Annotated in this window: 19 protein-coding genes and 1 pseudogene; 15 read left to right on the top strand and 5 right to left on the bottom strand. The window is 73.0% G+C overall.

Translation table 11 applies throughout. From position 1 onward, the window contains the following. From J5Y09_RS23385 to speE, 3 genes and pseudogenes are all read left to right on the top strand, one after another. Nucleotides 1-2360, top strand: a pseudogene (locus tag J5Y09_RS23385) (hypothetical protein); the annotation flags it as partial. Between the two features lie 161 nt (nt 2361-2521). Next, on the top strand, nt 2522-2980 hold the full coding sequence (gene speD / locus J5Y09_RS23380; RefSeq protein WP_209354274.1) for an adenosylmethionine decarboxylase: 459 nt from the start codon (nt 2522-2524) through the stop codon (nt 2978-2980). A 73-nt stretch (nt 2981-3053) separates the two neighbouring features. Beyond that, nucleotides 3054-3923, top strand: coding sequence for a polyamine aminopropyltransferase (speE, locus tag J5Y09_RS23375; RefSeq protein WP_209354273.1), 870 nt, complete (start codon nt 3054-3056; stop codon nt 3921-3923). Here the strand turns inward: speE and J5Y09_RS23370 are convergent. From J5Y09_RS23370 to J5Y09_RS23355, 4 genes are all read right to left on the bottom strand, one after another. Continuing rightward, a complete protein-coding gene (locus tag J5Y09_RS23370; protein WP_245217381.1) occupies nt 3920-4891 on the bottom strand; it encodes a Bug family tripartite tricarboxylate transporter substrate binding protein in 972 nt (323 codons plus the stop codon). The two genes, speE and J5Y09_RS23370, sit on opposite strands and share 4 nt — an antisense overlap. 127 nt (nt 4892-5018) lie before the next feature. Beyond that, nucleotides 5019-5756 carry a flagellar type III secretion system pore protein FliP gene (gene fliP / locus J5Y09_RS23365; RefSeq protein ID WP_209354271.1) on the bottom strand — a complete coding sequence of 246 codons (738 nt, stop codon included), beginning with the start codon at nt 5754-5756 and terminating at the stop codon, nt 5019-5021. Continuing rightward, the gene (locus tag J5Y09_RS23360; RefSeq protein ID WP_209354270.1) at nt 5753-6007 is read right to left on the bottom strand and encodes a flagellar biosynthetic protein FliO; all 255 of its coding nucleotides are present in this window, start codon (nt 6005-6007) and stop codon (nt 5753-5755) included. Before J5Y09_RS23360 ends, fliP begins: the two co-directional genes overlap by 4 nt. A 51-nt stretch (nt 6008-6058) precedes the next feature. Continuing rightward, nucleotides 6059-6337 (bottom strand): hypothetical protein, encoded by a 279-nt coding sequence (locus J5Y09_RS23355; RefSeq protein ID WP_209354269.1) that lies wholly within the window; start codon nt 6335-6337, stop codon nt 6059-6061. Between the two features lie 111 nt (nt 6338-6448). Between J5Y09_RS23355 and J5Y09_RS23350 the strand changes: the two genes are divergently transcribed. The 12 genes from J5Y09_RS23350 (at nt 6449) to J5Y09_RS23295 (ending at nt 17826) form a co-directional block, all read left to right on the top strand. Beyond that, entirely contained in the window at nt 6449-6844 is a 396-nt protein-coding gene (locus tag J5Y09_RS23350) for a flagellar basal body rod protein FlgB (protein ID WP_209354268.1), read from the top strand. A 12-nt stretch (nt 6845-6856) separates the two neighbouring features. Then, entirely contained in the window at nt 6857-7267 is a 411-nt protein-coding gene (flgC, locus tag J5Y09_RS23345) for a flagellar basal body rod protein FlgC (protein ID WP_209354267.1), read from the top strand. Next, nucleotides 7264-7569 (top strand): flagellar hook-basal body complex protein FliE, encoded by a 306-nt coding sequence (fliE, locus tag J5Y09_RS23340; RefSeq protein WP_209354266.1) that lies wholly within the window; start codon nt 7264-7266, stop codon nt 7567-7569. Before flgC ends, fliE begins: the two co-directional genes overlap by 4 nt. A gap of 106 nt (nt 7570-7675) precedes the next feature. Next, nucleotides 7676-7945, top strand: coding sequence for a flagellar biosynthetic protein FliQ (locus tag J5Y09_RS23335; RefSeq protein WP_209354265.1), 270 nt, complete (start codon nt 7676-7678; stop codon nt 7943-7945). Nucleotide 7946: 1 nt separating this feature from the next. Further along, nucleotides 7947-8723 carry a flagellar biosynthetic protein FliR gene (locus tag J5Y09_RS23330; protein ID WP_209354264.1) on the top strand — a complete coding sequence of 259 codons (777 nt, stop codon included), beginning with the start codon at nt 7947-7949 and terminating at the stop codon, nt 8721-8723. Nucleotides 8724-8726: 3 nt separating this feature from the next. Beyond that, nucleotides 8727-9794 (top strand): EscU/YscU/HrcU family type III secretion system export apparatus switch protein, encoded by a 1068-nt coding sequence (locus J5Y09_RS23325; RefSeq protein WP_209354263.1) that lies wholly within the window; start codon nt 8727-8729, stop codon nt 9792-9794. Continuing rightward, nucleotides 9791-11317 (top strand): ATP-binding protein, encoded by a 1527-nt coding sequence (locus J5Y09_RS23320; RefSeq protein WP_209354262.1) that lies wholly within the window; start codon nt 9791-9793, stop codon nt 11315-11317. The genes J5Y09_RS23325 and J5Y09_RS23320 overlap by 4 nt, the downstream gene beginning before the upstream one ends. A gap of 213 nt (nt 11318-11530) precedes the next feature. After that, nucleotides 11531-12574, top strand: a complete 1044-nt coding sequence (recA, locus tag J5Y09_RS23315) for a recombinase RecA (RefSeq protein WP_209354261.1) — start codon at nt 11531-11533, stop codon at nt 12572-12574. Nucleotides 12575-12703: 129 nt separating this feature from the next. Next, nucleotides 12704-13342: a putative adhesin gene (locus J5Y09_RS23310; protein ID WP_209354260.1), complete on the top strand. Its 639-nt coding sequence runs from the start codon at nt 12704-12706 to the stop codon at nt 13340-13342. Nucleotides 13343-13490: 148 nt separating this feature from the next. Beyond that, on the top strand, nt 13491-16139 hold the full coding sequence (gene alaS, locus J5Y09_RS23305) for an alanine--tRNA ligase (protein ID WP_209354259.1): 2649 nt from the start codon (nt 13491-13493) through the stop codon (nt 16137-16139). Next, nucleotides 16136-17227, top strand: coding sequence for a DmpA family aminopeptidase (locus J5Y09_RS23300; RefSeq protein ID WP_209354258.1), 1092 nt, complete (start codon nt 16136-16138; stop codon nt 17225-17227). Before alaS ends, J5Y09_RS23300 begins: the two co-directional genes overlap by 4 nt. Further along, nucleotides 17227-17826, top strand: coding sequence for a hypothetical protein (locus tag J5Y09_RS23295; RefSeq protein WP_209354257.1), 600 nt, complete (start codon nt 17227-17229; stop codon nt 17824-17826). Before J5Y09_RS23300 ends, J5Y09_RS23295 begins: the two co-directional genes overlap by 1 nt. 2 nt (nt 17827-17828) lie before the next feature. Here the strand turns inward: J5Y09_RS23295 and J5Y09_RS23290 are convergent. Beyond that, nucleotides 17829-18064: hypothetical protein (locus J5Y09_RS23290; protein ID WP_209354256.1), on the bottom strand; the 236-nt coding region annotated here is incomplete at its 5' end.

Raw genomic sequence — 18064 nt, 5'->3', positions numbered from 1 at the left:
GCCGCGGCACCCTCCCGCACGGCCCCCGCGCCCGCCCGCCCACGCCGCAGGACGCGCGCAGCGCCGTCGCGGCGCTGCCGGCGCCGGCCAACGCCACGCTCCGCGCCCTGCCGGGCGGCGCCATCTCGGTCGCCGCCGGCGCCGATGCCGGGCTTGCCGTGTTTCGGCGTGGTGAATGGGTGCACATCGTGCTCGACCGCCCGCTCGTGCTCGACACGGCGACGCTGCGCGGCCATCCGGTCTTCGCCGGCATCGAGGCGCGCGCGGCCGGCGACGGCGTCGCGCTGCGCGTCCACATGCCCGCACCCGCCCGCGTCGCCGCGCGCCGCGACGGGGAGGCCTGGATCCTCGAGGCGACGCGCGAGCCGCAGCCCGCCGACGCCCAGCCGCTGCGCGTGCAGCCCGAGGCCGGCCCGCCCGCGCGCCTGGTCTTCACCGGAGGGGATGTCGGCGGCACCGTCGCGCTGACCGACCCCGAGACCGGCGAGACGTTCCTCGCCGCCACGCTGCGCCGCCCCGGCCCGGGCATCACGCAGGGCCGCCGGCTGCCGGAATTCGACCTGCTGCCGTCGATGCTCGGCGCCGTCGTGCTGGCGCGCTCCGACAACCTCGCCATCCGCGCGCTTCCCGAAGGCCGCTTCGCGGTGCAGGCGGCGGGCGGCGGGTCGATCCGGCTCGGCACCGTCACCGGGCGGGACGTGACGCCCGCCGCGGCGGCCATGAGCCGCCTTCTCGAACTGCCGCATGGCGCGGTGCCGGTGCTGCTCGAACGCATGCGCCAGCAGCTGGTCAGCCTCGGCGGCGCGCCCTCCCTCACGCGCGGGCACCTGCGGCGCGACGCGGCGGAGACGCTGCTGAGCCTCGGCATGCCGCAGGAAGCCCAGGCGATGGCCGGGCTCGGCCTGCAGGAGGACCCGCGCGCGCGCGACGACGCGCGGCTGCTGCTCGCCCATGGCGTCGCGGCGCTGCTCTCGGGCCGCCTGGCCGAGACGCGCCACCTGGACGATCCCCGCCTGCCCGCGACGGACGAGGTCACGCTGTGGCGCGCGATGCTCGCCATGGCGCGTGGGCAGGACGCGGCCCCCGCGCTCGCCGCGGTGGCGCCGATCGTCGCGACCTATCCCGACGCGCTGCGCGACCGCGTGCTGCCGCTGGTGGCCGAGGCGCTGGTCGGCGGCGGGGAAGCCCGCGCCGCCGCCGCGCTGGTGGCCGATGCCGGCGCCGCGCCGGGCCTAGACCTGGCGCGCGCCATGCTGGCCGAAGCCGATGGCAAGCGCGCCGAGGCGCTGGAAGGCTATGCGAGCGTCGCGCGCGGGCGGGACCGCCGCCAGCGCGCCGCGGCCCTTCGCCGCACGGCCGAGCTTCGCCTCGCCGCCGGCGAGATCGACGCCGCCGCCGCCGCGGCCGCGCTCGAGCAATCGCTCTTTGCCTGGCGCGACCCGGCGGAGGAAGTGACGACGCGCCGCCGCGCGGCCGCGCTGCGGCTGCAGGCCGGGCAGGGGCCGCAGGCCTATGCGCTGCTGGACGAGACCGGCCGGCTCTTCCCCGACCGCGCCGCGGAGATCCGCCCCGAACTGGCCGACGCCTTCGCCGCGGCGCTCGAGACCGCGCCGCCGCTCGCCGCCGCGACGCTGTTCGACGCGCATCCCGACCTGATCCCGACCGGCGCGCGCGGGGAGGCGGCGGTCCTGCTGCTCGCCGACCGGCTGGTCGCGCTCGACCTGACCGACCGCGCCTCCGCCATGCTCCGCCGCGCGATGGACGCGCCGGGCGCGCAGGGAGCGAAGCCTTCGATCGGCGCGCGCCTGGCCGCGCTGCGCGCGGCCGAGGGCGATGCCGCCGGCACGCTCGCCGCCCTGGACGGCAGCGAGGCGCCGGGGATGGATCCCGCGCTCGGCGAACGCCGCGCACATCTGCGCGCCCGGGCGCTGGCCCGTCGCGGCCAGCGGCCGGAGGCGATCGAGGTGCTCGCCGCGCTCGGCCCGTCCGGTGCCGCGGCGCGCGCGGAACTGCATGCGGAGGCGCAGGACTGGCCCGCCGCGCTCGGCGCGATGAACGAGCACCTCGCGATTCGCCTGCCGGCGGCGCCCGCGCCGCTCGCGCGGGAGGATCGCGTCGCGCTCGCCCGCACGGCGGCCTTCGCGGCGCTGGCCGGCGACGACGCCGCGCTCGCCGCGCTGCGCGAGGCGCATGGCGAGCGGATGCGCGACGGCCCGCTGGCCGAGGCCTTCGCGGCGCTGACCTCCGACCCGCTGCGGGGCCTTGCGGACCTGCCGCGCGTGCAGCAGGAGATCGGCATGTTGCGTTTGCTGCCCTCCCGACTGGAGGCCTTGCGGGCGCCCGTCCAGGTCGCGCGCTGAGATGCGCGTCCCCCGGGTGGGGGATCTGCAAAATTTCCGGTCCCCGGGGGCGAATTTCGCTTGCGCCCCGGACCCCCGTGCCTCATATCGCGCCGCCGTTGACCCAATGGTCGGAATTTCCCGACCGCCCTGGTCATCTGCTGGCTGGAAGGAGCCCTGACATGGAAGCTCTCGTCCAACCGGGGATGGTCTCGGATCTGCCGAGCGACACCCGGAACAACGAGGATATCGGCTCGGCGCACCCCGAGAAGGATTACTTCGTGCAGCGCAACGGCGTCCGCTACGCCGGGACGCACCTGATCGTGGATCTGTGGGGGGCGACGAACCTCGACGACCCCGCGCATATCGACGCGGTGCTGCGCGAAGGCGCGCTCGCCACGGGCGCGACGATCCTGCACGGGCATTTCCACCACTTCTCGCCCAATGGCGGCGTGTCGGGCGTGCTGGTGCTGGCGGAGAGCCATGTATCGATCCACACCTGGCCGGAGCGCGACTACGCCGCGCTCGACATCTTCGTCTGCGGCGACTGCGACCCGTACAAGGCGATCGCCGCGCTCAAGCGCGGCTTCCTGCCGGAGCGCGTGCAGCTTGCCGAGCACAAGCGCGGCCTGATCGGCTGACGCCGGCTTCATCGACGGAACGCGGGGGGTCGGGCGGTCGCGCCCGGCCCCTTCGCATTGCGGGGGCATCGCCATGGCCTACGACCTCTGGGTGAACGAGACGCTCTACGCCGCCTGGGGCCAGCGTTTCCGGGTGAAGCGCGAACTCGCGCGCGTGCGGTCGGACTTCCAGGACATCATGGTGTTCGAGAGCGAGACGCATGGCCGCGTCATGATGCTCGACGGCGTGGTGCAGATCACGGAAGCGGACGAGTTCTCCTACCAGGAGATGATCGCCCATGTGCCGCTGCTGGCGCACGGCGCGGCGAAGGACGTGCTGATCATCGGCGCGGGCGATGGCGGCGTGCTGCGCCGCGTGCTGCAGCACAAGGGCGTCGAGCGCGCGGTGATGGTGGAGATCGACGGCGAGGTGATCCGCCTCGCCAAGGAATTCCTCCCCACCATCGCGGGCGACGCGTGGAGCGACCCGCGCGCCGAGGTGCTGGTGGCCGACGGCATCGACTATGTCCGCCGCGCGCCGGACGCGTCCTTCGACGTGGTGATCGTGGACAGCACCGACCCGATCGGCGTGGGGGAGGTGCTGTTCACCGACGAGTTCTACGCCAATTGCGCCCGCCTGCTGACCGCGCGCGGCCTGGTCGTGAACCAGTGCGGCGTGCCGCAGATGCAGGCCGATGAACTGCGCGAGACGTCGGTCCGCCGCGGCAAGGCCTTCCCGGACATCTGGGCCTATGTGGCCGCCGTGCCGACCTATGTCGGCGGCTTCATGACGCTCGGCTGGGCGGCGAAGGACGCCGCCTGCCGCGCCGTGCCGGTCGAGGAGATCCGCCGGCGCGCGGCGGCGGCCGGCATCCTGGGGGCGACGCGCTACTGGACGCCGGAGATCCACGCCGGCGCCTTCCACCTCCCGCCCTACATCGCCGAGCACCTGCCGCGCGGCTAGCCTTCCAGGCGGACATTCGCGACGCGCGCCACCTCCCGCCACCGGGCGATCTCGGCGCGCAGGAAGGCGGTGAACTGGTCCGGCGTCTGGGGGTCCGGCAGCATGCCCTGCTCGTCGATGCGCGCGCGCATCGCGGGCTCGGCGAGTGCCGCGGCGACATCCGCCTGGATGCGGCGCAGGATCTCCGCCGGTGTTCCCGCGGGCGCGACGAGGCCGTTCCAGCCGAAGGCCTGGAAGCCCGGCAGGATCGTCTCGGCGAAGCTCGGCACGTCGGGCAGCCAGGGCACGCGCGCGGGCGTCATGACGCCGATCGCCTTGACGCGGCCGCCGCGGATGTTCGGCAGCGCGGAGGCGACGCTGTCGGTCATCAGCCGCACCGTCCCGCCCACAAGGTCGGCGATGGCCGGCCCGCTGCCGCGGTAATGCACCATGTTGAAGCGCAGCCCCGCGCTGTGCGCGAGGAATTCGGCGGCCATGTGCGCCCCGCTGGCCGGCCCGGCGGTGGCGAGGTCGAGCGGCTGCGCCGCGCCGCGCGCCGCCGCCGCCCAGTCCTGCGGCCCGTTCGCCGGGAAGGAGGGATGGGCGATGATCGCCAGCGGCACGAGGGTGAGGTTGGTGATCGGCGCGAAGTCGCGTTCCGGGTCGTAGGGCAGGCGCGCCATCACGGCCGGGTTGACGGCAAGCGGTCCGATCGAGCCGGCGACGAGCGTGTAGCCGTCCGGCGCTGCGCGCGCGCCCATCTCGAGCGCCGGTGCGCCGGCGCCGCCGGCGCGGTTCTCGACCACCACCCGCTGCGGCCAGCGGCGGGACAGGTCGTCGGCCAGCAGCCGCGCGATGATGTCGGTCGACTGCCCCGGCGGGAAGGGGACGATGATCCTGACCGGCCGGTTCGGCCAGTCGCCCTGGGCGAGGGCAGGGGCGGCGAGGCTGGCGCCTGCGGCGGCCAGCAGGAGGCGGCGGGTGGGCATGCAGGGTCTCCCGGACGTCGTCATTGGCCGCCGGTCGACACGAACCGGCAACGACGCGGGAGGTGGTGGAGCGCGGCCACGCTTTCCAGGGGGCGCGGATTGCGCCGCCCTGCCTCGGACCCGGGGTTCAGATCCCGGCGAAACCCTGCACGAGGGAGGCGGAGACGAGCCGCCACCCGTCGACCAGCACGAAGAAAATCAGCTTGAAGGGCAGCGCCACGACCGATGGCGGCAGCATCATCATGCCGAGCGACATCAGGACGCTGGCGACCACCATGTCGATGACGAGGAAGGGCAGGAACAGCAGGAAGCCGATCTCGAAGGCGCGCTTCAGCTCGCTGACCATGAAGGCTGGCACCAGGGCGCGATAGGGCGCGGCTTCGGCCGATTCGGGCGCGGGCAGGCCGGCGAGCTGGACGAAGTGCATCAGGTCCTCCTCCCGCACATTGGCCGCCATGAAGCGCCGGAAGGGCTCGGCCGCGGCCTGCAGGCCGGCGATCTCCCCCATCCGCCCGTCGGTCATGGGCTGGATGCCCTGCGTCCAGGACGCCTCGAAGACCGGCTGCATGACGAAGAAGGTCAGGAACAGCGCGAGGCCCACCAGCACCGGGTTGGGCGGGATGCCCTGCGCGCCGATCGCGCTGCGCAGCAGCGACAGCACGATGACGATGCGCGCGAAGGCCGTCGCCATGACCAGCAGGGACGGGGCGAGGGAAAGCAGCCCGATCAGCGCCGTCAGCTGAACGAGCCGCGCGGTGGCGCCCGGCTGCCCGTTCTGGCCGAGGTCGATCGCGACCGACTGCGCCAGCGCGCCACCCGGCAGCAGCAGCGCGACGGCGAGGAGGAGGAAAAGCCAGCGCCTCATGCCCCGCCCTCCGGCAGCCAGCCGACGACCTCGTCCTTCGCGCCGCCGGTCAGCAGCAGCAGGCCGCGCCCGTCGCAGCGGACCAGCAGCAGGCGGCGCCGCGCATCGAGCGCCAGCACCTCCTCCACCTTCATCCGCCCGCCCGCGCCCATGCGCGGGGCGAGGCCCGCGCCGCGGGCGATCCGCGCGGCGAGCAGGATGAGCGCGACCACGGCGGCCAGCGCGCCGGCGGCGGTCATCCAGGTTGTCATGTCGGGGGTCATTCCGCGGCCTCCTGCCGGCGGTTCGGGTGGGGTGGAGCGCTAGGGCGGCCCGAGGCCGGCGCGCAGCCGGTCGAGCGAACGCACCATGGCCTCGAAGCGCACGCGCAGCGCCGGCGCGGCCGCCCGCGGGGCGGCGAGCGCCGCGGCGCAGAGCCGGCCGATCTCGTCCTCGAGGCCTGTGAGGTCGATGCGGCGACGCTCGGCCACCAGCGCCTCGGCCACCGAGAGGGTGGCTTCCATCGCCTCGGCCGCGGCGAGCACGATCTCGGCCTGCCGGGCCTCGACGGCCTCGCGGGATGGGGGTTCGCCGAACATCATGCCCCGCATAAGACGCACGGACTGGTTACCGGGGCGTTGCCGCGCGCGTCGGCGCGAAGGGATTGTGCGGCGTTAACCGATCCTTCGTGCGGCGGATGCGAGAAGCGTCCCATGGACCCGACCCGCACCGGCCCGATCGCCCTTGCCGAGACCAGGATGCGCTGGCTCGACGCGCGCCAGCGCGTGTTGTCGCAGAACGTCGCCAATGCCGACACGCCGGGCTACCGGCCGTCGGACCTGCGGCCGTTCCAGGAAACGCTGGGCCGCGTCGCCAACAGCGCCGCCATGCGGCAGACGAACCCGCTGCATCTCGCCGGCGCCAACGGCGCGGGCCCGCAGGCGCAGCGGGAAAGGCGGCCGGTGGAACGCACCATCGACGGCAACGGCGTGGCGCTGGACCGGGAGGCGATGCGCATCGCCGACACCGAAACCGCGCACCAGCTCGCGGTCGGCCTGCACCGCCGCTACGTCGGGCTGTTCCGCACGGCCCTCGGCCGCAACCAGTAACGGAGAAGGGGCATGGACCTCGACCGCGCTCTGCGCATCTCCGCCGCCGGCATGCAGGCGCAGTCCACGCGCCTGCGCGTGGTGGCCGAGAACCTCGCCAACCGCGACAGCGTCGGCCAGTCGCCGGGCGCCGATCCTTACCGGCGCAAGACCGTCACCTTCCAGAACCGGATGGACCGGGAACTCGGCACGGCCACCGTGCGCGTCTCCCGCGTCGGCACCCAGCCGGGCGAATTCCCGCTGCGCCACGACCCGTCCCACCCGGCGGCCGATGCGCGCGGCTATGTCCGCACGCCGAATGTCGACAGCATGATGGAGACGATGGACATGCGCGAGGCGCAGCGTTCCTACGCCGCCAACCTCTCCGTGCTGGAAGTCACGCGCGGCATGCTGACCCGGACGATCGAGGCGCTGCGTCAATGACGATCGCGCTGGCCCCGGCGGGTGCCGCCGCCGCCTATCGCGCAGCCGACGCGCTGCCCGGCGCCGCCACGGGCGGGACGGGGGGCGCGGGCTTCGGCGCCGCGCTGACCCGCGCCATGGAACAGGCCGTCGAGGTCGGCCGCGAGGCCGATGCCACCACCACCCGCGCGCTGACCGGCCAGGGCAGCGTGACCGACGTGGTGCTCGCCGTCGGCCGCGCCGAACTCACCCTGCAGACCGCCGTCGCCGTCCGCGACCGCGTCGTCGCCGCCTACCAGGACGTCATGCGGATGCCGATCTGATCCGCCGCGCCTTCGACTGACGGGTCCAGAAAGGGCCCGGATGCCGCCCCGGAAAACTTGAGGGCCACGCCATGCTCCGCCGACCGACCGCCCGAAAGCCGCGCCCGTGAACGAGGTCGCGCTCGCCTCGCGGGAAGCGCTGTGGGTCACGCTGCAGATCGGCGGCCCGATCCTGATCCTCCTGCTCGTCGTCGGCCTGGTCGTCGCCGTGGTGCAGGCGCTGACGCAGGTGAACGAGGCGACGCTCGGCTTCCTGCCCAAGGTCGCGGTGCTCGCCGCCGCGCTGCTGCTGCTCGGCCCCTTCATGTCGGGCGTGCTGCGCGGCTATGCCAGCAGCCTGTTCCAGGCGGTGGTCGAGGTCGGCCTGAAGGGCTGAGATGGAGCCCGCCGAACTCCTCGCCCAACTGCCGCTGCTGGCCTTCCAGGCCGCGCTGCTGTTCGCGCGCCTGGGTGCCGCCGCGATGGTCCTGCCCGGGCTGGGGGAGGAGGAGGTGCCCGCCAGCATCCGCCTCGGCCTCGGGCTTGGGCTTGTCCTGCTGATGTTCCCGCTGCTCGCCCCGGCGCTGCCCGCGCCGCCGGATGAGGCGGGGGAAGCGGTGCGGCTGATCCTGATCGAGGTGATCGTTGGGCTGTGGATCGGCGGCCTGGCGCGGCTCGTCGTCATCGCCATGGCGGTGGCGGGGCAGGCGATCGCGCTGCTGCTCGGCCTTGCCCAGGCGATGGTGCCGGACCCGGCGCTGGGCGCGATGGGCACGGCGACGGGGCGGCTGCTCTCGCTCGCCGCCGTGGTGGTGGTGCTCGGCACCGGCCTGTACGTGATCCCGCTGCGCGCGCTGGTGGAATCCTACGCGGTGCTGCCGGCGGGCGACCCCTTCCCGGCGGGGGCGGGGGCGGAGGTCTTCGCCGTCGCGGCCGGGGAGAGCCTGGCGCTGTCGCTGCGGCTCGCGGCACCCTTCGTGCTCGCGGCGATCGTCATCAACGTGGCGCTCGGCCTGCTCGCGCGCATCGCGCCGCAGGTGCAGGTCTACTTCGTCGCGGTGCCGGGGCAGGTGCTGGCGGGCGTGGCGCTGCTCGCCGTGATCATGCCGCCGCTGCTGGGCGTCTTTGCCGAGGCCGCGCGCGACGCCTTCCTCATCCTGCCCGGGCTGCGCTGAGCCATGGCGGAGGGCGGTGGCCAGGAGAACGAGGCCGAGGACAAGACAGAAGCCGCAACGCCACGGCGGATCGAGAAGGCGCGTGAGGAAGGCCAGGTCGCCGTCTCGCGCGAACTGGCCGGGCTCGGCGCGCTGGCCGGGGGCGTGCTGGGGCTGATGATCGCCCTGCCGCCGCTGGGCGCCGAGATGATGCGCGGCTTTCGTGGCGCGATGGCGCGATCGCACGAACTGGTCCCCCTCGACGCGGCGATCGAGATGGCACGGCTGGGGCTGATGGCGGCGCTGCCGGCGGCGATGCTGGCGGCGGCCGGCGCGGTCGCGGCGACCTTCGGGCAGACGCGGCTGCTGGTCTCGGCCAAGGGGCTCAAGCCGCAATTGTCGCGCATCAACCCGCTCGCCGCGCTGAAGCGGCTGTTCGGGGTGGAAGGCGCGATCGAGTTCCTGCGCACGCTGATCAAGCTCGGCCTCGTCGGCGCGGCGCTGTGGTGGGCGGTGGGCGACATCGCCGGGCTGCCGGCGCTGCTGCACCTGCCGGCGGGGGCGCTGCTGGCGCGCTCGGGCCAGGCCTCGCTCGACCTCGCGCTCGCCGCTCTCGCCGCCTTCGCCGCGATCGCGGCGCTCGACTACCTCTGGGTGCGCTTCCGGCACCTGCGGCAGCTGCGCATGAGCCGGCAGGACCTGAAGGAGGAAATGCGCGAATCGGAAGGCGACCCGCACATCAAGGCGCGGCTCCGGCAGATCCGGGAAAAGCGCGCGCGCAGCCGGATGATGGCGGCGGTGCCGAAGGCGGCGGTGATCATCACCAACCCGACCCACTTCGCCGTGGCCCTCGCCTACGACCAGGGCGGGTCGGCCGCGCCGCGCATCGTCGCCAAGGGAGCGGACGCGGTGGCGGCCCGGATCAGGGAGGTGGCGACCGAGTCGGGCGTGCCGATCGTGTCGAACCCGCCGCTCGCCCGGGCCCTGTTCCGGCTGGAGTTGGAGACCGAGATACCTCCGGAGCATTATCAGGCCGTCGCCGAGATCATCGCCTATGTCTGGCGGCTCGGCGGAAGGGGGCAGGCGGGGTGACAGCGCGGCGTGATGGTGAGGGGGAGGAGGCGGCCTTCCAGCGCCTGTTCCAGTCCGAGGAGTCCGTGGGCCTCGCCGTGCTCGGCACGGATGGGCGCATCCGCTTCGCGAACCAGGCGCTGGGGCGGCTCTGCGGCGCTGGGCCGCTGCCGACCGCGGGCGAGCTCGCCGCGCCGCTGTTCAGCGCCGAGACCCGCGCGGCGGTCGCCGGCGCCATCGCCACCGCGCTGGGGGGGCAGGCGGCGCCGGTCGTGACGGCGCGGCTCGCCGACCCGGGCCTGCCGGCCGATTCCATGGTGGAAGTGTTCTGCCGCCCGCTGCGCGGCGAACCCGGCGCGCTGCTGCGCATCGCCGACGTGACGGCGCGGCGGCGGATCGAGGCGCAGCTCGAGCAGGGGGCGCGGCTGCAATCGGTCGGCCAGCTCGCCGGCGGCCTCGCGCACGACTTCAACAACCTGCTCGCCGCGATCTCGGGCGCGGCCGAGGCCTCGCTCGCCCGCCAGCCCGATGCCGCGACGGTCGAGGACCTGCGCCAGATCCTCGACAGCGCGGCGCGCGGGGCGCGGCTGGTGCGCCAGCTGCTGGCCTTCGCGAGCCAGCAATCCCTGGCACCCCGCGTCGTCGCGCTGCGCCAGGCGGTGCAGCAGATCGCGCCGCTGCTCCAGCGGCTGCTCGGGCGGCGGCACCCGATCGAGCTCTCGCTCGCCGATCCCGGGCCGCGGGTGCGCGTCGATCCGACGCAGCTCGACCAGGTGCTGCTGAACCTCGTCGTCAACGCGCGCGACGCCATGCCGAATGGCGGGACGATCCGCGTCTCGCTGGCCGCGGTGCGGCTGACCGAGGAGACGCCCGTGCAGGGCAGCATCGTGCCGCCCGGCGAATGGGCCGTGCTGGCGGTGGAGGACCAGGGGCGGGGGATCCCGCGCGAGATGATCTCCCGCATCTTCGAGCCCTTCTACACGACGCGGCGCGGCGAAGGCGGGACGGGGCTGGGGCTGTCGACCGTGCTCGGCGTGCTGCGCCAGTCGGGCGGGCATGTCGGCGTCGCCTCCCGCCCCGGGTCGGGCACCGTGTTCCACCTCTGGTTCCCCGCGGTGCATGAGGAGGTGGAGCAGGTCGCCGCCCCCCGCGCCGAATCCGCCGCGCCATCGGGCCTGCGCCGCGTGCTGCTGGTGGAGGACGAGACGCCGCTGCGCCGCCTGGCCGTCCGCGCCCTGACCGCCGCTGGGCATGAGGTGCGGGAGGCGGAGGATGCCGAGGACGCGCTCGCCATCCTCGAGGACGGCTTCGTGCCGGAGGTGATGGTCTCCGACGTGACCATGCCCGGGGAGATGGACGGGCTCGCGCTGGGGGAGGCGGTGAAGGCCAGGTACCCCGAGATGACGATCGTGCTCGTGTCCGGCTACGCGCAGCGGGCGGTGGGCGTGAACCTGGCCGCGCGCGGCTTCCGCTTCCTCGGCAAGCCGTTCCGCATGGCGGAACTGGTCGCGGCCGTCGGCGACGGCTGGGAAGCGCCGGAGTAGCGCGGCCCGCGCCCGGGCGCGGATGTTCTTAATATGTTCTTGCGGTGCGAGGCGTCCGGGGGCATCATTCCCTTGCGCCGAATCGACCCGTCATGCGCGGGTGGTTCGACGGCCCGACGGGTCCGACGGCCTGTCGGATCGTTTCGATTGGGCGATGGACTTACCGGAGAATATCGCCCTATGGTTGAGAAGCCGCCGCAGCGGGGGACAGGCATGGACAAGGGAAAGGCGCTCGACGCCGCGCTCAGCCAGATCGAGCGCGCCTTCGGCAAGGGCTCGATCATGCGCCTTGGCGCGCGCCAGGCGCAGGACGGGGCGATCGAGGTGGTCTCCACCGGGTCGCTCGGGCTCGACCTGGCGCTCGGGATCGGCGGGCTGCCCAAGGGCCGCATCGTCGAGATCTACGGGCCGGAATCCTCGGGCAAGACGACGCTCGCGCTTCATGTGATCGCGGAAGCGCAGAAGAAGGGCGGGACCTGCGCCTTCGTCGATGCCGAGCACGCGCTCGACCCGGGCTACGCCAAGAAGCTCGGCGTCGATGTCGACAACCTGCTGATCAGCCAGCCCGATGCGGGGGAGCAGGCGCTCGAGATCGCCGACACGCTCGTGCGCTCCGGCGCGGTCGACGTGCTGGTCGTGGACAGCGTCGCGGCGCTGGTGCCCCGCGCCGAACTGGAAGGCGAGATGGGCGACAGCCATGTCGGCCTGCATGCCCGCCTGATGTCGCAGGCGCTGCGCAAGCTGACCGGCTCGGTCTCCAAGTCCAACACGCTGCTGATCTTCCTGAACCAGATCCGGCTCAAGATCGGCGTCATGTTCGGCAACCCGGAGACGACCACGGGCGGCAACGCGCTGAAGTTCTATGCCTCGGTCCGCATGGAGATCCGCCGGATCGGCGCGATCAAGGACCGCGACGAGGTCACCGGCAACCACACCCGCGTCAAGGTGGTGAAGAACAAGATGGCCCCCCCGTTCCGGGAGGTGGAGTTCGACATCATGTACGGCGAGGGCATCAGCAAGGTGGGCGAGCTGGTCGACCTCGGCGTCAAGGCGAACGTGGTCGAGAAGTCCGGCGCCTGGTTCTCCTGCGACAGCCAGCGCATCGGCCAGGGGCGGGAGAACGCCAAGCAGTTCCTCCGCGACCATCCGGAGATGGCGTCGTCCATCGAGCAGCGCATCCGCGGCCAGGCGGGGCTGCTGTCCGAGCAGATGCTCTCCGGCGCCGGCGAGGACGACGAGGCGATCGCGGCGGAGTAGCCCGCGGCGCGCCGGGGGATCTGGCCGGCGCTCAGGAATCGCTTATCTTCCGCCTGTATTCACAAGAACCGGCGCGGTGCCCCCCCCCTGGCACCGCGCCGGTTTCTTGTGTCGAGACGGAGGATCACGATGGCGAAGCAGAAGCCCGCGGGCGCCACGCCGATCGGCGGCGGCTATTTCTACCTCTTCAAGTCCTCGACCAATTCGAGCGACTGCCTGATCTCCGCCCATGGCGGCTACGTGCGGGAAAACCGCATGTTCAAGGTGCCGGACGGCGTGAAGATCGTCTTCTACGGCCAGCACGGCGCGGCGCTGCTCGACCCCGGCATCAGCAACATCGCCAGGAGCCTGTCGAAGGCGCGGCCCGTCGAGAGCTTCTCGGGCGGCCAGCAATGCCCGAACTACCTCCTCAGCAAGTACCAGGGCGCCCATGCGGGCGAGAGCGGCACCGAGGTGGTCGAGACCTACGAGCAGGTGGCCCGGACGGTGAACACCCGCGACTACCAGCGGACGACCAAGTTCGGCTCCATGATCTCCGCCGACCCCGAGGCCCAGCGCCAGGTGCTGGCGGAACTCATGGCCGACTGGGGCGGCAGCATCCTCACCGTCCGTAACCGCTGGAACGTCTTCCTCGGCATGCCGCTGGAGGAGGCGGTGAAGGCCGCGAAGAAGGACATGCCGAGCCTCGCCACCTTCCACTGCATCTTCTGCCGCAGCTACATGCTGGGCGACGATCCGCTGGCGCCGCAGCCCGTCCGCTACGGCTGACCCGGCGGCGGGCGGCGAAGCCCCCCCCCCGGGGCCGCCGCCCGCCCGCCCACCCCTTCACGCACCGCCGCCCGCGCGCTACCTGTCCCGCCCTTGGGTCAACACCTTGCCGATGCCCTGTTTTCCGGGGCGTCGCGACGGATCGGACATGACGAGCAGCAACGACATCCGGGCCACCTTCCTCGACTACTTCCGCCGCAACGGCCATGAGGTGGTGGACAGCAGCCCGCTCGTGCCCCGCAACGACCCGACGCTGATGTTCGCGAATTCCGGCATGGTCCAGTTCAAGAACGTCTTCACGGGCCAGGAAAAGCGCGCCTACACCCGCGCCACCACGGCCCAGAAAAGCGTGCGCGCCGGCGGCAAGCACAACGACCTGGACAATGTCGGCTACACCGCCCGGCACCACACCTTCTTCGAGATGCTGGGCAACTTCTCCTTCGGCGACTACTTCAAGGAACAGGCGATCCCCTACGCCTGGGAATTGCTGACCAAGGATTTCGGCCTGCCCAAGGACCGGCTGCTAGTCACCGTCTTCTCCGAGGACGAGGAAGCCCCCGCGATCTGGAAGAAGGTCGCCGGCCTGCCCGACAGCCGCATCATCCGCATCCCCACCTCCGACAATTTCTGGCGCATGGGCGACACCGGCCCCTGCGGCCCGTGCTCGGAGATCTTCTTCGACCACGGCGACAAGATCCCCGGCGGCCCGCCGGGCAGCCCGGACCAGGACGGCGACCGGTTCATCGAGATCTGGAACCTGGTCTTCATGCAGTTCCTCGAGGAACCGGCCGGCACGCGCAACCCGCTGCCCAAGCCGTCCATCGACACCGGCATGGGGCTGGAGCGCTTCGCCGCCATCCTCCAGGGCAAGCACGACAACTACGACACCGACACGCTGCGCGCGCTGATCCTCGCCAGCGCGGAAGCCACGGGGCAGGAGCCCGACGGCCCCTTCCGCGCCAGCCATCGTGTGGTGTCCGATCACCTGCGCGCCGGCGCCTTCCTGATCGCCGACGGCGTGCTGCCGTCCAATGAGGGCCGCGGCTACGTGCTGCGCCGCATCCTGCGCCGTGCGATGCGCCACGCGCACATGATGGGCTCGCGCGACCCGCTGATGCACCGGCTGCTGCCTGCCCTGGTGCGCCAGATGGGCGCGGCCTATCCCGAACTGGTGCGCGCCGAGGCGCTGATCTCCGAGACCCTGCGGCTGGAGGAAACCCGCTTCCGCTCCCTGCTGGAACGCGGCCTGGGGCTGCTGGCGGAGGAGACGGCGCGGCTGGGCTCCGGCCAGACCCTGCCCGGCGACGTCGCCTTCCGGCTGTACGACACCTATGGCTTCCCGCTCGACCTGACCCAGGACGCGCTGCGCGCGGAAGGTCGCCCGGTCGATGTCGAGGGCTTCAACGCCGCGATGGCCGAGCAGAAGCGCCGCGCCCGCGCGGCCTGGGCCGGATCGGGCGAGGCCGCGACCGAGACGGTCTGGTTCGACCTGAAGGAGAAGGTCGGGGCCTCCGAATTCCTCGGCTACACGACCGAGAGCGCGGAAGGCGAGATCGTCGCCATCGTCCGGGACGGCCAGCCGGTCGATGCCGCCCCGGTCGGCGCCGAGGTCGCGGTGCTGCTGAACCAGACGCCCTTCTACGCGGAATCGGGCGGCCAGGTGGGCGATACCGGCATCATCCAGGCGGGCCCCGCCTGCCGGATCGAGGTGCGCGACACGCAGAAGAAGCTCGGCGCGCTGTATGTCCATCTCGGCACCGTCGTGGCGGGGGAGGCGAAGACCGGCCTCGCCGTGACGGCGGAGGTCGAGCATGCGCGCCGGTCCCGCATCCGCGCCCACCATTCGGCGACGCACCTGCTGCATGAGGCGCTGCGCCGGCGGCTCGGGACGCATGTGGCGCAGAAGGGCTCGCTCAACGCGCCCGACCGGCTGCGCTTCGACGTCTCCCAGCCCACGCCGATGACCGAGGAAGACCTGCGCTGGGTCGAGGCCGAGGTGAATGCCCGCATCCGCGAGAATGCCGAGGTCGTCACGCGCCTGATGACGCCCGAGGCCGCGGTCGAGGCCGGCGCGATGGCCCTGTTCGGCGAGAAGTACGGCGAGGAGGTCCGCGTCGTCGGCATGGGCCACGACCCGGCGGCTGTGGAGAAGCACGGCGTCTATTCGCTGGAGCTCTGCGGCGGCACGCATGTCCGCCGCACCGGCGACATCGGCCTGTTCAAGCTGGTGAGCGAGAGCGCCGTCTCGGCCGGCGTGCGCCGCATCGAGGCGGTGACCGGCGATGCGGCGCTCGCCGTCATCGCGGGGATGGAGGAGAGCCTCATCGCCGCGGCCGCGGTGCTGAAGGTGCAGCCGGGCGAGCTCGCCTCGCGCATCGCCACCCTGGTCGAGGACCGGCGGAAGCTGGAGCGCGAGGTCTCCGACCTGCGCAAGAAGCTCGCAACCGGCGGCGGCGGGGCGGAGGTCGAGGAAGTGGCCGGGCTGCGGCTCGCCCTGCGCGACCTGGGCGAGGTGCCCGCGCGCGACCTCAAGGGCCTTGCGGAAGCGATCCTCAAGGGCGGCACGGCGGATGTGGTGGCCCTCGTCTCCACCGCCGAGGGCAAGGCGTCGATCGTGGTCGCGACCGGCGATGCGGCGAAGGGCAAGGCGGATGCCGTCGCCCTCGTGCGCGCGGCCGCGGCCGCGGTGGGCGGCAAGGGCGGCGGCGGCCGGCCGGACATGGCCCAGGCCGGCGGGCCCGAGGCCGACAAGGCGGCCGAGGCGCTGGCGGCGGTGAAGGCGGCGCTCGCCGGGTGAGCGAGCGCCTCCGCGCGCGCGACCTCGGCCTCGCCCCGGGCATCTTCCGCCCCGGGGCGCTGAACGCCCTCACCGACGTCGCCGGCGTGCGCGTCGGCCATGTCACGCTGGCCGAAGGCGAGGCGACGCGCACCGGCGTCACCGCGATCCTGCCCCATGGCGGCAACCCCTATGCCGACCGACTGCCCGCGGGGCTGTCGGTCATCAACGGCTACGGCAAGCTGGCGGGTGCGACGCAGGTCGCGGAACTCGGCGAGATCGAGACGCCGATCGTGCTGACCAACACGCTCGCCGTCGGGCGGGCGGTGGAGGCGCTCGTCGACTGGACGCTCGCCCGCAATCCCGAAGCCGTCAGCGTCAACGCCCTGGTGGGCGAGACCAATGACGGGCGGCTGAACGACATCCGCGCGCGCGGCGTCACGGCCGCGCATGTGCTGCAGGCGCTGGACGGCGCGGCGGAAGGCCCCGTCGCGGAAGGCTGCGTCGGCGCCGGCACGGGCACCGTCGCCTTCGGCTTCAAGGGCGGGATCGGCACTTCCTCCCGCATCCTGCCGCCCGCGCTCGGCGGCTGGACGCTGGGCGCGCTGGTGCAGGCGAATTACGGCGGCGTGCTGGCGATGGATGGCGTGCCGGTCGGGCGGGAGCTCGGCCGCTGGTACCTGAAGGAACACACCGATCGGGGCGATGCGGACGGGTCGGTGATGGTGGTGCTTGCCACAGACGCGCCGCTGTCGGACCGCAACCTGTCGCGCCTGGCCGCCCGCGCCATGGCGGGGCTCGCGCGCACCGGGGCGGCCTTCAGCGACGGGTCGGGCGACTACGCCATCGCCTTCAGCACCCATCCCGGCGTGCGGCGCACGGCCGAGCGCCGCGCCCACCAGGCGATCGTCGCCGACTGGCCGAACGACCGCATGTCGCCGCTGTTCGTCGCGGCGGCGGAGGCGGTGGAGGAAGCGGTGCTGAACGCGCTGACCATGGCGACCACGACCATCGGCCGGGATGGCCGCACGGGGCGGCGGGCGAAGGTGGAGGCGATCGACCTCGACGCGCTGCGCGCCGTCCTCGCGCGCCACGGGCGGGGCGGGTGATGAGGGCGGCGCTGGCGGCGCTGCTGCTGCTGTGCGCGGCACCGGCTTCCGCCGAGACGACGCTGCGCGCCACCCGCCAGAACGCGCCGCCGCTCGATCTGCGCGCCGCCTTCGGCGACGGCCGCTGGACGATCCGCGTGCTGGAGGCCGGCAGCGAGGTGCAGCGGATCGTCGTCGCTTCCGACCTGCCGCGCAGCGCGCCGCGCATCGCCGATGCGGATGGCGACCGCGCCGGGGATCTCTGGGTGCCGGTGATCGATGGCGGCGCGAACACCGCCTGGGACCTTTGGCGGCAGGAGGCGAATGGACGCTTCCGCCGCGCGGGGGAGGTCTCGGGCATCGGCTTTTCCCGCGACGCCGCCGGGCGGCTGGTGACGATGGGCCGCAACGGATGCTGCGGCTTCTCCTTCGTGTTTCACCGCTTCGACGCCGATGGCGCGCTGGAGGAATCCTTCGGCGTGGACCGGCACGAGGATGATTTGCGCCGCGGCGTCTGCGAGGGCGTGGCCATGGCCAGCCCTGCGCCGGCGGCCATGGTGCGCTCGGTCTGCGGCCTTGCGTCCGGCGCAATGCCGGGGCGGCGGATCGAGCTGCGCTGACCTTACAGCACTATCCGATCACACTCTTTCAGCGTGATCGGATTTCGTGCCGTAGAATCAATGTTTTCTAGAGCAAGAAATCCGATCAGCCGTTTCCGGTTGGTCGGATATTGCTCTAGGTCGTGTGGACTCTTGGGATTCCCGAAGGCGGCGTGACGTGATTCAAGGCTGCCTTTGGGGAGCTGGCCTTGGGCGTCTTGGATCGTTTGGTGCTGAGCGACACGGCGTGGGAGCGGAT

The organism is Roseomonas nitratireducens (assembly GCF_017813355.1).
Classification (GTDB): Bacteria; Pseudomonadota; Alphaproteobacteria; order Acetobacterales; family Acetobacteraceae; genus Neoroseomonas; species Neoroseomonas nitratireducens.
This window is presented reverse-complemented; position numbering and strand designations above follow the sequence as displayed.